The organism is Sphingomonas qomolangmaensis, from assembly GCF_024496245.1.
Classification (GTDB): domain Bacteria; phylum Pseudomonadota; class Alphaproteobacteria; order Sphingomonadales; family Sphingomonadaceae; genus Sphingomonas; species Sphingomonas qomolangmaensis.
On record NZ_CP101740.1, the window covers coordinates 2,643,779 to 2,656,770 of the forward strand.

General features: G+C 67.8%; 16 protein-coding genes. 13 read left to right on the forward strand and 3 right to left on the reverse strand.

Going from position 1 to position 12,992, the window contains the following annotated elements; translation table 11 throughout:
- Nucleotides 1–9: 9 nt before the first annotated feature.
- A complete protein-coding gene (gene sucC, locus NMP03_RS12625) occupies nt 10–1,209 on the reverse strand; it encodes an ADP-forming succinate--CoA ligase subunit beta (protein WP_256505790.1) in 1,200 nt (399 codons plus the stop codon).
- 348 nt (nt 1,210–1,557) lie between these two features.
- Between sucC and NMP03_RS12630 the strand changes: the two genes are divergently transcribed.
- Both NMP03_RS12630 and NMP03_RS12635 read left to right on the forward strand, forming a co-directional pair.
- A complete protein-coding gene (locus NMP03_RS12630; protein ID WP_256505791.1) occupies nt 1,558–1,917 on the forward strand; it encodes a hypothetical protein in 360 nt (119 codons plus the stop codon).
- Nucleotides 1,914–2,663: a sulfite exporter TauE/SafE family protein gene (locus tag NMP03_RS12635; protein ID WP_256505792.1), complete on the forward strand. Its 750-nt coding sequence runs from the start codon at nt 1,914–1,916 to the stop codon at nt 2,661–2,663. The genes NMP03_RS12630 and NMP03_RS12635 overlap by 4 nt, the downstream gene beginning before the upstream one ends.
- A 51-nt stretch (nt 2,664–2,714) precedes the next feature.
- Here the strand turns inward: NMP03_RS12635 and NMP03_RS12640 are convergent, their stop codons facing one another.
- Nucleotides 2,715–3,650 carry a ribose-phosphate pyrophosphokinase gene (locus NMP03_RS12640; RefSeq protein WP_256505793.1) on the reverse strand — a complete coding sequence of 312 codons (936 nt, stop codon included), beginning with the start codon at nt 3,648–3,650 and terminating at the stop codon, nt 2,715–2,717.
- Nucleotides 3,651–3,766: 116 nt separating this feature from the next.
- Here NMP03_RS12640 and NMP03_RS12645 point away from each other — a divergent pair, with 116 nt between their 5' ends.
- From NMP03_RS12645 to NMP03_RS12680, 8 genes are all read left to right on the forward strand, one after another.
- Nucleotides 3,767–5,113 (forward strand): glutamate--tRNA ligase, encoded by a 1,347-nt coding sequence (locus NMP03_RS12645; protein WP_256505795.1) that lies wholly within the window; start codon nt 3,767–3,769, stop codon nt 5,111–5,113.
- 79 nt (nt 5,114–5,192) lie between these two features.
- Nucleotides 5,193–5,873 (forward strand): energy transducer TonB, encoded by a 681-nt coding sequence (locus NMP03_RS12650; protein WP_256505796.1) that lies wholly within the window; start codon nt 5,193–5,195, stop codon nt 5,871–5,873.
- A 61-nt stretch (nt 5,874–5,934) separates the two neighbouring features.
- A complete protein-coding gene (locus tag NMP03_RS12655) occupies nt 5,935–6,282 on the forward strand; it encodes a hypothetical protein (RefSeq protein ID WP_256505798.1) in 348 nt (115 codons plus the stop codon).
- A 17-nt stretch (nt 6,283–6,299) separates the two neighbouring features.
- Nucleotides 6,300–7,247, forward strand: a complete 948-nt coding sequence (gene ribD, locus NMP03_RS12660) for a bifunctional diaminohydroxyphosphoribosylaminopyrimidine deaminase/5-amino-6-(5-phosphoribosylamino)uracil reductase RibD (RefSeq protein ID WP_256508123.1) — start codon at nt 6,300–6,302, stop codon at nt 7,245–7,247.
- Nucleotide 7,248: 1 nt separating this feature from the next.
- Complete coding sequence (locus tag NMP03_RS12665; protein WP_256505799.1) at nt 7,249–7,872, forward strand: riboflavin synthase; 624 nt, start codon at nt 7,249–7,251, stop codon at nt 7,870–7,872.
- A complete protein-coding gene (gene ribB / locus NMP03_RS12670) occupies nt 7,859–9,001 on the forward strand; it encodes a 3,4-dihydroxy-2-butanone-4-phosphate synthase (RefSeq protein WP_256505800.1) in 1,143 nt (380 codons plus the stop codon). The genes NMP03_RS12665 and ribB overlap by 14 nt, the downstream gene beginning before the upstream one ends.
- Nucleotides 9,001–9,420: a 6,7-dimethyl-8-ribityllumazine synthase gene (ribH, locus tag NMP03_RS12675; RefSeq protein ID WP_256505801.1), complete on the forward strand. Its 420-nt coding sequence runs from the start codon at nt 9,001–9,003 to the stop codon at nt 9,418–9,420. The genes ribB and ribH overlap by 1 nt, the downstream gene beginning before the upstream one ends.
- Before the next feature lie 58 nt (nt 9,421–9,478).
- On the forward strand, nt 9,479–9,832 hold the full coding sequence (locus NMP03_RS12680; protein ID WP_256508124.1) for a YbaN family protein: 354 nt from the start codon (nt 9,479–9,481) through the stop codon (nt 9,830–9,832).
- Between the two features lie 50 nt (nt 9,833–9,882).
- Here NMP03_RS12680 and NMP03_RS12685 read toward each other — a convergent pair whose 3' ends face one another.
- Nucleotides 9,883–10,980 (reverse strand): alkene reductase, encoded by a 1,098-nt coding sequence (locus NMP03_RS12685; RefSeq protein WP_256505802.1) that lies wholly within the window; start codon nt 10,978–10,980, stop codon nt 9,883–9,885.
- A gap of 138 nt (nt 10,981–11,118) precedes the next feature.
- Between NMP03_RS12685 and NMP03_RS12690 the strand changes: the two genes are divergently transcribed.
- The 3 genes from NMP03_RS12690 (at nt 11,119) to NMP03_RS12700 (ending at nt 12,989) form a co-directional block, all read left to right on the forward strand.
- Entirely contained in the window at nt 11,119–11,988 is an 870-nt protein-coding gene (locus NMP03_RS12690) for a DMT family transporter (RefSeq protein WP_256505803.1), read from the forward strand.
- Nucleotides 11,989–12,000: 12 nt separating this feature from the next.
- Entirely contained in the window at nt 12,001–12,669 is a 669-nt protein-coding gene (locus NMP03_RS12695; protein WP_256505804.1) for a COQ9 family protein, read from the forward strand.
- An 80-nt stretch (nt 12,670–12,749) separates the two neighbouring features.
- Nucleotides 12,750–12,989 carry a FeoA family protein gene (locus NMP03_RS12700; RefSeq protein ID WP_256505805.1) on the forward strand — a complete coding sequence of 80 codons (240 nt, stop codon included), beginning with the start codon at nt 12,750–12,752 and terminating at the stop codon, nt 12,987–12,989.
- Nucleotides 12,990–12,992: the final 3 nt, after the last annotated feature.

The window sequence follows — 12,992 nt, forward strand, 5'->3', positions numbered from 1 at the left end:
AGCGCCCGATCAGGCGGCCTTTTGCACCTCTGCCACGATCTTGCGGGCCGCGTCGCCCAGGTCGTTGGCCGGTACGATCGCGAGCCCCGAATTGGCGAGGATTTCCTTGCCCTTGTCGACATTGGTACCCTCGAGCCGAACGACCAGCGGTACCGAAAGGTTCACTTCCTTGGCCGCGGCAACGATGCCCTCGGCGATGATGTCGCACTTCATAATGCCGCCGAAGATGTTGACCAGTATGCCCTTGACCGCGGGGTCGCTCAGGATGATCTTGAACGCCGCGGTCACCTTCTCCTTGTTCGCGCCGCCGCCGACGTCGAGGAAGTTTGCGGGGAACATGCCGTTGAGCTTGATGATGTCCATCGTCGCCATCGCGAGCCCTGCGCCATTGACCATGCAGCCGATGTCGCCGTCGAGCTTGATGTAAGCGAGGTCGTATTTCGACGCCTCGAGCTCCATCGCGTCCTCTTCGGTCTCGTCGCGCAGCTCGAGCAGGTCCTTGTGACGGAACAGCGCGTTGCCGTCGAAGGCGACCTTGGCGTCGAGCACCATCAGCTTGCCGTCTTCGGTCACCGCGAGCGGGTTGATCTCGATCTGCTCAGCATCGGTGCCGATGAAGGCGTCGTACAGCTTCGACGCGGTGTTGGCGGCCTGCTTGGCGAGATCGCCCTTGAGCTCGAGCGCCGAGGCGATCGCACGGCCATGATGCGCCATGAAGCCGGTCGCCTGGTCGATGTCGATCGAATGAATCTTCTCGGGCGTGTCGTGCGCGACGGTTTCGATGTCCATCCCGCCCTCGGTCGACGCCACCATCGACACGCGGCCGGTGGCGCGGTTGACGAGCAAAGCGAGGTAGAATTCCTTGGCGATGTCGACGCCGTCGGTGACGTACAGGCGGTTGACCTGCTTGCCGGCGTCGCCGGTCTGGATCGTCACCAGCGTGTTGCCGAGCATGTCGGTCGCCGCGGCGCGAACCTCGTCCTCGGTCTTGGCGAGGCGGACGCCGCCCTTGGCATCGGGGCCGAGCTCGACGAACTTGCCCTTGCCACGGCCGCCGGCATGGATCTGCGCCTTTACGACGTAGAGCGGTCCGGGGAGCTTCTTGCTCGCCTCGACGGCTTCCTCGACGGTCAGCGCGGCAAAGCCGGCGGGAACGGGGACGCCGAACTTCGCGAGAAGCTCCTTGGCCTGATATTCATGGATGTTCATTGGTGCGCCGTCCTTTGATCGAGGGCTCGGGATTTTGCAGACGGCTTAAGCACAGGCGGGCGGGTGAATCCACCCCTGGCGGCAGGGGCATGGCGAACTAACCGCCGGCCAATTGTTGTTGCGTCTGAATTGCAAGATGCGTCGTTTTGCGGGAACGATAACGGATATCCCAAATCCCGTTCGTGCTGAGCTTGTCGAAGCACCGTTCTTTTTCCCCTCCGCCCGGCGTGAAGAAGACCGGCACTTCGACAAGCTCAGTGCGAACGGAGGTGGGGACTCGTTCCTGTCTTAATGGCTGGCGGCGGGGGCGGTTCCGCGCCGGGGCTTGCTCGCCTATAGCTTGCCCCCATGAAAACGATCGACTGGTTCGGGCGGCTGCTGCTGCTGGGCCTCAGCAGCTTTGCGACGTTGTTCCTGATCGGGGCGATGGTGCAGGTGTCGAACACCGGCACGCCGGGGCCGCCGCCGGGCGAGCGGGTGATGTCCTCGCCGCAGGCCAGGCCGGTCGACGCCGCGCCGCCGCGATCGGTGCCGCCACGAGCCACGCCAACTCCATTGCCGATACCAACTCCGCAGGACCAGCGCGAGCTGCTGCGCTGGGCCGAGGCGTTGACCTATGCCGTCACCGCGCTGGCGTTGTTTGTTGCGGCGGGGGTCGTGGTGCTGTTGCGGCTGACCGCGACGCTTTCGCGGATCGCCGATCGTTGATCACCGATCCGATTTTCTACGCGGTTGCGGTGCCCGCAGTGGTGATGGTCGGGCTCGCCAAGGGCGGGTTTTCGGGGGTGGGTGCGCTGTCGCTGCCCGCGATGGCGTTCGTCGTGTCGCCGGTGCAGGCCGCGGCGATCCTGTTGCCGATCCTGATCGTGCAGGATGTCGTCGGGGTCTGGGCGTTTCGCCGGACCTGGGATCGCTATGTCCTCGCCTGGACGCTGCCGGGGGCGGGGCTGGGGATATTGCTCGGCTGGGGGTTCGCGGCGAGCGTCGCACCGAGCGCTGTGCTCGGTGCGGTGGGGGCGATTTCGCTCGGGTTCGGCGCGTACCGGCTGTGGATCGAGCGGCGCGGCGCGATCCCGGTGGCGAGCCGGTCGCCGGGATATATGGGGCTGGTGGCGGGGGTGGCGTCGGGCTTCACCAGCCAGGTCGCGCATGCCGGCCAGCCGCCGTTCCAGCTGTGGGTGCTGCCGCGCCGGCTCGACCGCGACGTGCTGGTGGGCACGACCGCGATCTTCTTCGCGGTGGTCAATTGGGCGAAGGTGCCGGCATACTGGGCGCTGGGGCAGTTCACGGCGGAGAACATGGCGACCGCCGGCGTGCTGCTGCCGGTGGCGATCGCATCGACGCTGGCCGGCGTCTGGCTGGTCCGCCGCGTGGCGGCCGAGCGATTCTACACCGCGATCTATGTGCTGATGATGCTGGTGGGCGCGAAATTGCTGTGGGACGGGGTGGCGTGATCGCGCACGTCTGACTCCCCTCCCTTCCAGGGAGGGGAGGAAGTCTCAGCCTCAGTCGAACAGGCTCGAAACCGAGGCTTCCTCGGCGATCCGTTTCACCGCTTCGGCGAGCAAAGGTGCGATCGTCAGGTGGCGGATGCGGCGCGCGCCCTGGATCACTTCGTGGTTGCCGATCGAATCGGTGATGACGAGCTCTTCGAGTGCCGAATTCTCGACCCGCGCCACCGCGCCGCCCGACAGCACGCCATGGGTGCAATAGGCGACGACGCCCGCCGCGCCCGCGGCCTTGAGCGCCGCAGCAGCGTTGCAAAGCGTGCCCGCCGAATCGACGATGTCGTCGATCAGGATGCAGAAGCGGCCCTCGACATCGCCGATGATGTTCATGACCTCGGATTCGCCGGGGCGTTCGCGGCGCTTGTCGACGATCGACAGCGGCGCGTTGTCGAGCCGCTTGGCGAGCGCGCGCGCGCGCACCACGCCGCCGACGTCGGGCGAGACGACCATCAGATTGCGGTCGCCAAAGCGCGTCTTGATATCCGCCGACATCACCGGCGCACCATAGAGATTGTCGGTGGGGATATCGAAGAACCCCTGGATCTGCCCCGCATGGAGATCGACCGAGAGCACGCGGTCGGCACCCGCGGTGGTGATGAGGTTGGCGACGAGCTTGGCCGAAATCGGCGTGCGCGGCCCCGGCTTCCGGTCCTGGCGGGCATAGCCGAAATAGGGGACGACCGCGGTGATGCGCTTGGCCGATGCGCGCTTGAGCGCGTCGATCATGATCAGCATTTCCATGAGGTTGTCGTTGACCGGGAACGACGTCGACTGGAGCACGAACACGTCCTCGCCGCGGACATTCTCCATGATCTCGACGAAGATTTCCTCGTCGGCGAAGCGCCGCACCATCGCCTCGGTCAGCGGGGTTTCGAGATACGCGGCGATCGCCTTGGCCAACGGAAGGTTCGAATTGCCCGCGAGTAACTTCACCAGATCGTCTCCACTTGCACCCGATCGTCGTCGTCCTAGTCGCAAGGATCGCAGGTGGAAAGGGCAGCGGGCGGGCGGGCTTCAATCGCTGCGCCGATCAGACTAGGACGGCGCGCATGATGACCGCAACCACCGTCACCCGCTTCGCCCCCAGCCCGACCGGCGCGCTGCACGTCGGCAATCTGCGTACCGCGATCCTGTGCTGGCTTTGGGCGCGGCGGCAGGGCGGGCGCTTCCTGCTGCGGATCGACGATACCGATGCCGCGCGATCGGAGGAGCGCTTCGTCGAGGCGATCCGCGCCGACCTGGGCTGGCTGGGGCTGGCGCCAGATGGCGAGGAACGCCAGTCGGCGCATCTGGCGGCGTATGAAGCGCGGTTCGACGTGTTGCGCGCGAGCGGCCGGCTCTATGCCTGTTACGAGACCCCCGCCGAGCTGGATCTGCGGCGCAAGGTGCTGCTGGGGCGCGGGCTGCCGCCGGTCTATGATCGCGCGGCGCTCAAGCTGACCCAGGCCGACCACGACCGGTTCGCCGAGCAGGGCATCGCGCCGCACTGGCGCTTCCGGCTCGAGCATGGCGCGGCAATCGAATGGGACGATCGGATCCGCGGGGCGCAGCGCTTCGACCCGGCGACGATGAGCGACCCGGTGGTGCGGCGTGCCGATGGCAGCTGGCTGTATCTGCTGCCCAGCGTCATCGACGATATCGACATGCGCGTGACCGACGTGGTGCGCGGCGAGGATCATGTGTCCAACACCGCAGCGCAGGTGCAGATGTTCGAGGCGCTGGGCGCGGTGCCGCCCGCCTTCGCGCATGCCGCGCTGCTCACCGGTGCCGAGGGGAAGTTGTCGAAGCGGCTGGGATCGCTCGGCGTCGAGCATTTCCGCGCGGCGGGGATCGAGCCGCAGACGATCGTGGCGCTGCTCGCGCGGATCGGCACCAGCGACCCGGTCGAGCCGTTCGTCGATCCCGCGCCGCTGGTCGAGGCGTTCGACTTCGGCCGCTTCGGGCGCGCGCCGGCGCACTTCGACGAGGAGGAACTCGCGGGGCTCAACGCCAAGATCGTCCACCAGCTCGACTATGAAGCGGTGCGCGAACGCTTGCCCGAAGGCATGGCGCGGCCGGCGTGGGAGGCGGTTCGGCCCAATTTGACCAAGGTCGCCGATGCGGGCGATTGGTGGCGGGTGATCGAGGGGCCGATCGAGGCGGTCGCGATCGCCGAGGAGGATCGCGGCTATCTGCGCGAGGCGGCGGCGCTGGCGGGCGGAATCGATTGGGCGGGCGATCCGTGGCACGCGCTGACCGGCGCGCTGAAGGATGCAACGGGCCGCAAAGGCCGCGCGCTGTTCCTGCCGCTTCGGCTCGCGCTGACCGGCCAGCCGCATGGCCCCGACATGGCGAATTTGCTGCCGCTGATCGCTAGGCAAGAGGCGGTGCGGCGGTTGGAGGCGGCGGGTGGGTAGCCGATCGAAACGATTCGCTCCTGCTGCGAAGTTATGATGTAACATCCCTACCTGCCGTGGTGGCGGGTAGGAGAAGGCCATGTACGCACAACGCTATGACGGCGGCGGCAAACGAAAATCGGTGGGGCTGGGCGCGGCGATCGCGGTCAATGCCGGGCTGGTCGCGCTGCTGATGACGACCGGCGTCGTTCCGCCGATCATGCAACCTGACAAGCCGCTGATCACCGAAAATATCCCGCTCGACCTGACACCGCCGCCCGAACCGATCGAGCAGCCGCGGGTCGATCGCGTCGAGCCGAGCCCGGCACCTTTGCCCTTCACCCCCGAGCCGGTGGTCGACCTGCCGATGCCGGCGCCCGACATGACCACCACGATGATCCTGCCGCCGTTGCCGCCCTTGCCGGTGCCGTCTAGCGGCACAGGCATGGGTAGCGGGGGAGGGGCGGCGGCCGCCGAGCCCACGCCGCCGGCGCTGGTCGGCGCGTCGATCGACCCGCGCTTCGCCGGCGCGTTCCAGCCCGATTATCCCGCCGCCGAACGCCGTGCCGAGCGCGAGGGCCGCGTCGTGGTGCGCGTGCTGATCGGGATCGACGGACGGGTGCAGGCGGTCGAGCAGGTCAGCGCGGTCTCGCCCGGATTGTTCGAGGCGACGCGGCGGCACGCGCTGGCGCGCTGGCGGTTCAAGCCCGCGACTCGCGGCGGGGTGCCGGTCGAAAGCTGGAAGACGATGACGCTCAGGTTCGTGCTGTCGGCCGGCTGAGCGCACGGTGGCCGATTTGCCGGGGTGGTCTGGCGCGCCCGACCACCCTATGTTGCGCGGCGTGAACTATCTTCGCCGTTTTTCGCCGTTGCGGGCGCTGCGCGACCTGCGCGTGTTCCTGTCGCACCGGCAGCCCTATGAATTGTGGTTCCTGCTGCTGTCGATCATGATCACCACCACACTGATGCTGGTGTTCATGAAGGATTCGAAGTTCGATCGGCCGATCAAGCGCGAGATCATCTACTTCGACAGCTGGGCGCTGTCGCGCACCGACGAGGAAATCATCGCGCAGCAGCAGGTCGACAAGGTGATCCGCGACAAGAAGCGCGCCGATTATCAGGCGCGCGTTGAAAAGCGTCGGGCCGAGTTCAAGAAGGTCGACGATGCGATGGAGCGGTGGGGACTCTGACCCAGGATAAACGCTGGATGGCGGCGGCTTTGGTGCTCGCCGCGCGCGGGCGTGGGCTGAGCGCGCCCAACCCCAATGTCGGCTGCGTGATCGTGCGCCAGGGGCGGGTGATCGGGCGCGGCTGGACCCAGCCGGGCGGGCGGCCGCATGCCGAGGCGATGGCGCTCGACCAGGCGGGCGCGGCAGCGGCGGGGGCGACGCTCTACACCACGCTCGAGCCCTGCGCGCATCGATCGGCACGCGGTCCGGCGTGCAGCGATCTGCTCGTCGCGGCGGGGATCGCGCGCGTGGTGACCGCGCTGCGCGATCCCGATCCGCGCACCGATGGCGAGGGGCATGCGCGGATCGCCGCGGCGGGAATCGCGGTGACCAACGACGTCATGCCCGACGAAGCGCGGCGCGCGATGGCGGGCTTTCTCACGCGGCGCGCGGCGGGGCGGCCGCATGTGACGCTGAAGCTCGCGACCTCGCTCGACGGCTGCATCGCGCTGCATTCGGGGGCGAGCAAATGGATCACCGGGCCGGCGGCGCGCGCGCACGGCCATTTGGAGCGGGCGCGGCACGAGGCGATCCTGGTCGGGCGCGCGACCTATGATGCCGATGCGCCCAGGCTCGACGTGCGGCTGGCGGGGCTCGAAGGTCGCAGCCCGCGCCGGCTGCTGATGACGCGGATGGACGCGCCCGAGGGCTGGGAAGCGGTGCGCGGGCCCGCGGCGATCCGCGAGATCGAGGGCGTCGACCATCTGTTGGTCGAGGGCGGCGCGCAGACTGCGGCGGCGTTCCTGCGCGACGATCTGGTCGATCGGCTGTTGCTGTACCGTGCGCCGATCCTGCTCGGCGGGCGGCAGGCGGTGGGCGACCTGTTCCTGAACATCGTCGATCCGGCGCACGGCCGCTGGCGCCTGATCGACCAGCGACCGCTTGGCAGCGACCGGCTCGAAGTCTACGAGCGCGCGAGGAGCTGATATGTTCACCGGAATCATCACCGACGTCGGGCGGATCGAGGACGTCGCCGATCGCGGCGACCGGCGGGTGCGAGTTGCCACCGCCTATGACACCGCCGCGATCGACATGGGCGCGTCGGTCGCGTGTTCGGGCGTGTGCCTGACCGTCGTCGACAAGGGCCAGGACTCATCGGGAGCCGGATGGCTCGCGTTCGACGTGTCGGGCGAGACGGTGTCGCGTACCGCCGCCGCGATGTGGCAGGCGGGGCGCCGGCTGAACCTCGAGCGCGCGCTGCGGCTGGGCGATGAATTGGGCGGGCATATCGTCACCGGCCATGTCGATGGCCTCGGCGAAGTCGTGGCGGTGGTGCCCGAGGGCGGATCGCACCGCGTGACGATCCACGCCGGCGCCGAAATCGCGCCCTATGTCGCCGCCAAGGGATCGATCACCGTCGACGGCGTGTCGCTGACGGTCAATTCGGTCGAGGATGTGGTGGACGGCGTCCGCTTCGGGCTCAACATCATCCCGCATACCTGGGGGGTGACGACCTTCGCCGATCTTTGCGAAGGGCAGTCGGTCAATCTGGAGATCGACGTCCTCGCCCGCTATCTGCAGCGCATGGAGCAAGTACGTGGCAAGGCCTGAAATCGCGCATCTGCGCCACGCATTCCTGTCGACCCCCGAAGAGATCATCGACGAGGCGCGCAACGGGCGGATGTTCATCCTGGTCGACGACGAGGATCGCGAGAACGAGGGCGATCTGGTGATCCCCGCGCAGATGGCGACCCCCGACGCGATCAACTTCATGGCGCGCTATGGCCGCGGGCTGATCTGCCTGGCGATGACCAAGGAGCGGACCGAGCAACTGGGGCTCGACCTGATGGCGCGCAACAACGGCACGCGCCACGAAACCGCCTTCACCGTGTCGATCGAGGCACGCGACGGTGTGACCACCGGCATTTCGGCGGCCGATCGCGCGCGGACGATCGCGGTCGCGGTCGACGCGTCGAAGGGGCGCGACGAGATCGTGACGCCGGGACATGTCTTCCCGCTGGTCGCGCGCGACGGCGGCGTGCTGGTGCGCGCGGGCCATACCGAGGCCGCGGTCGACGTCGCGCGGCTGGCCGGGCTCAATCCATCGGGCGTGATCTGCGAGATCATGAAGGACGATGGCGAAATGGCGCGGATGGACGACCTCGTCACCTTCGCGCAGTTCCACAACCTCAAGATCGGCACGATCCGCGACCTGATCGCCTATCGCCGCCGCTACGACCATCTGGTCGAAAAGCGCGCAGAGGCGCGGTTCGCCAGCGCCTGGGGCGGCGACTGGACGGTGATGACCTTCTGGAACAAGGCGGCGGGCACCGAGCAGGTCGCGCTGGTGAAGGGGCGGATCGATCCGGCCAAGCCGGTCTTGGTGCGGATGCACGCGCTCACCCCGTTCGGCGACATCTTCGGCGAGGCGGGGCCGCGCGGCAAATTGCTCCAGCGATCGATGGAAATCATCGGCGAAGAGGGCGCGGGCGTCGTCGTGGTGATCAATCCCACCCGGCTCGACGCCTATACGATGGCGTTGCAGGCGCGCACCGGCACGCTCGCGCCCAAGGACATGGACGAACTGCGCGACTATGGCGTCGGCGCGACGATCCTCACCGAATTGGGGGTGCGCGACATGGTGCTGCTTACCAACACCCACCACACCTTGGTCGGGCTCGACGGCTATGGCCTGTCGATCGTCGGCGAGCGGGCAATCGACGTGAACGGAGAAATTTGATGGCCAAGGTCCTGATCGTCGAGGCGCGCTTCTACGCGCAGCTGAACGACATGCTGCTGAAAGGTGCGCGCGCGGCGATCGAGGCGGCGGGCCACACGCACGAGACGGTGACCGTGCCCGGCGCGCTCGAGATCCCCGGCGCGTTGGCGCTGGCCGACCAGAGCGGGCTGTACGATGCGTTCGTTGGCTTGGGCGTCGTGATTCGCGGCGAGACCTATCATTTCGAGATCGTCGCGGGCGAAAGCGCGCGCGGACTGATGGCGCTGGCGATGGATGGCCTGGCGATCGGCAACGGCATCCTGACGGTGGAGAACGAAGCGCAGGCGCTGGTGCGCGCCGATCCCGCGCAGAAGGACAAGGGCGGCGAAGCGGCGAAGGCGGCGCTGGCGATGCTGGCGCTGAAGGAACGCTTCGGCTGAGCCAGCCCGCGCCCGGCGTGGACGGGGATCGGCGCCGGCGTGCGTGCGCGGGCGCATCGTGATCCGCTATCTATACTTCGTCGCGGGATTTATCGCGCTGGGACTGGGGTTCATTGGCGTCTTCCTGCCGTTGGTGCCGACGGTGCCGTTCGTGATCCTGGCGGCGTTCTGCTTCACGCGCGGCAGCCCGCGGTTCGAGGCGTGGCTGCTCGACCATCCGCATCTGGGGCCGCCGATCCATGCGTGGCGGCGCAGCGGCGCAATCTCGCGCAAGGGAAAATGGGCTGCGACGATCGGGCTGAGCGGCAGCAGCGTACTGGGGCTGGTGTTTCTGCCGTGGCCGTGGAGCGTGGCGCCGATGACGATCGCGCTGGCGAGCGGGGCATGGATCTGGAGCCGGCCCGACGCTTGAAGGTTCCCCTCCCTTTTCAGGGAGGGGAGGGGAAAGGGGCAGCGAAGGGGTTACGCGGCTTCGGTCTGCAGCTCGGGATAGTCGGTATAGCCCTCGGGGCCGCGCGAGTACCAGGTCGGCATGTCGTCCTTGTTCAATGGCGCGTCCTGTTCGAGCCGCGCGGGCAGGTCGGGATTGGCGAGGAACGGGCGACCGAAGGCGACCGCGTCGGCTGCACCCGATTCGACGACCTCGCGCGCGCGGGCGCCGTCGAAATCCTGGTTCAGCACCAGCACGCCATCATAGGCCTTACGGAAGGCGGGCGAGATCGGCGGCTGCTCGGTCGAACCGAAGGTGCCGTCGGGGCCGGGTTCGCGCAGTTCGACGAACGCCAGCTTCTTGCCCGACAGATATCGCGCGATCGGCACGAACACCGCCTCGGGGTTGCTGTCGACCACGCCCTGGGTGTCGCCATTGGGCGAGAAGCGCACCGAAGTGCGATCGCCGCCCGCGACGTCGACGATCCGGTCGATCGCCTCGCGCAGCAGCCGCGCGCGGTTTTCGGGGCTGCCGCCATATTCGTCTTCGCGATGGTTGCTGTTGTCGCGCAGGAACTGGTCGATCAGATAGCCATTGGCGGCGTGGAGCTGGACCCCGTCGAAGCCGGCGTCGAGCGCGTTCTGCGTCGCGCGGGCGTAATCGTCGAGCACGCGCTTGATGTCGTCGAGCGTCGCGGCGCGCGCCATGCCGTAGTTGCGCTTCTCACCGCTCGACAAATAGGTGCGCACCGATCCGGGCGCCTGGGTTGCCGAGGACGACAACGGCGCTTCGCCGCCGAGGAAATCGGGGTGGACCAGCCGGCCCATGTGCCAGAGCTGCGCAACGATCCGACCGCCCGCCTTGTGGACCTTTTCGAGCACCGGCTTCCAGCCTTCGACCTGCGTATCGGTCCAGAGCCCCGGGGCATAGGCCCAGCCGAGCCCTTCGCGGCTGATGCCGGTGGCTTCGCTGATGATGAGCCCAGCCGAGGCGCGCTGCGCATAATATTCGCCCATCATCGGCGTCGGCACGCTCTCCTGCGTCGCGCGGCCGCGCGTCAGCGGTGCCATCAGCACGCGATTGGGGGCGTTGACCGCGCCAAGGGTAATCGGATCGAATAGGCCAGCCATGCGGGGCTCCTTTGGAAAGTTTCAAGACGGAACGCAGATGGGGCGCTAGGGGGCGCTATGCATCCCGCCAGCCCCCCAATCAAAACTTCGCTTCCCCCAAGCCCGGCTGCCGGGATCGGGCCGATCGTCGCGGTAATCGTGGCGAATATCGCGCTGGCCTTTGGGCCATTGTTCGTGCGGATGGCCGATACCGGGCCGGTCGCTGCTGCCTTCTGGCGGATCGCGTTGGCGGTGCCGATCCTGCTGGTCGCCGCCTTCGCGCTGAAGGAGCGGCCGATCGCTTCGGCGCGCGGGCTTTGGGGATTGCTGCTGTTTTCCGGCATCGCCTTCGCCGCCGATCTGGCGAGCTGGCATTTCGGGATCATGCGAACGACGCTCGCCAATTCGACCTTGTTCGGCAATTCGGCGACCTTCATCTATCCGATCTACGGCTTCCTGATCGCGCGGATGTGGCCGACGCGCATGCAGACGGTGGCGCTGCTGCTCGCCGGGCTCGGCGCGGCATTGTTGCTGGGGCGATCGGCCGAATTGTCGCCGCGCAACCTGGCGGGCGACTTGTTCTGCCTGCTCGCGGGCGTGCTCTACGCGATCTATTTCATCCTGATGGCGCGCGCGCGCACGACGATGCTGCCGGTGTCGGCACTGGCGCTGTCGTCGGTCGCGTCGATCGCGCCGCTGCTGCTCTTTGCGGTGGCTCTGGGCGAACAGATCCTGCCGAGCGAGTGGACGCCGCTGATCCTGCTCGCGCTGGTGAGCCAGGTGTTCGGCCAGGGGCTGATGATTTATGCGCTGGGGCACCTCTCACCGTTGGTGGTGGGGCTGGCGTTGCTGATCCAGCCGGTGGTGTCGGCGACGATCGGCTGGGTGATGTTCGACGAGCGGCTGGGCGCGCTCGACCTGGTCGGCGCGGTGCTGGTGGGGGCAGCGCTGGTGCTGGTGCGGCGCGGTGCCCCAAAGCCGGTGGCGCAAGACCCGTTGCCCGGCGAAGGCGTCGGCCCTAGATCATGAGCCGATAGGAGAATGCCCGTGGCCGATCTGCCCGAAGACGCAACGCTCGAGGAAATCCGCGCCGCGCTTGCCGCGCGTATCGCCCCCAATGCCGCGTTCGACGGATGGACGCAGGCCGCGGTCGACGCGACCGCGGCGCAGATCGGCGTCGATCCCGATATCGCGCGGCTGGCGTTTCGCGAAGGCGCGGTCGACATGATCGATGCCTGGTTCGCGCAGATCGACCGCAGGATGCTCGAGGCGGTGCCCGCCGACCGGCTGGCGGCGATAAAGATCCGCCAGCGGATCGCGGCCTTGGTCGAGGCGCGGCTCGATGCGCTGGCGCCCGATCGCGAGGCGCTTCGCCGCGCGGTGGCGATCCTGGCGATGCCGCAGAATGTTGGTCGCGCAGCGCGGCTCGGCTGGCGGTCGACCGACCTGATGTGGCGATTGGCGGGCGATACCGCGACCGATTACAACCATTATACCAAGCGCGCGATCCTGGGTGGGGTCTATGCCGCGACGATCAGCGTGTTCCTGAACGACGACAGCGAGGGGCATGTCGAGACGCGCGCCTTCCTCGGCCGCCGGATCGACGGGATCATGCGCTTCGAAAAGGCCAAGGCGAAGCTGCTGACGCCCAAGACGCATCGGTTGAGCCTGACGCGGTTCGTCGGGCGGTTGCGGTATCCGGTGGTGTGAGGGGGAGAGCCGGCGTCAGTGATAAAGCGCTGGCGTTTCCTCCGGGTTATTGATAACGCCTCGCAATGCTTTCGCCCGTCATGAGTCTCGCCCAGCTGCCGCACGCTTTTCGTGCCGTGGTCGAATCGGTCGACTGGACGCGGCTTGCCGCGCCCGAGGCGAAGCGGTTGCGCGAACTGGGGCTCGATGAGGGTGTGTCGGTCGAGATGGTGCATCGCGCGACGATCGGCGGCGGGCCGCTGGCGTGCCGGATCGGGCGGATGACGGTGGCGCTTCGCCGCCACGTCGCGCAGGCGATCCATGTCGTTCCCGCAGGTTGAGGC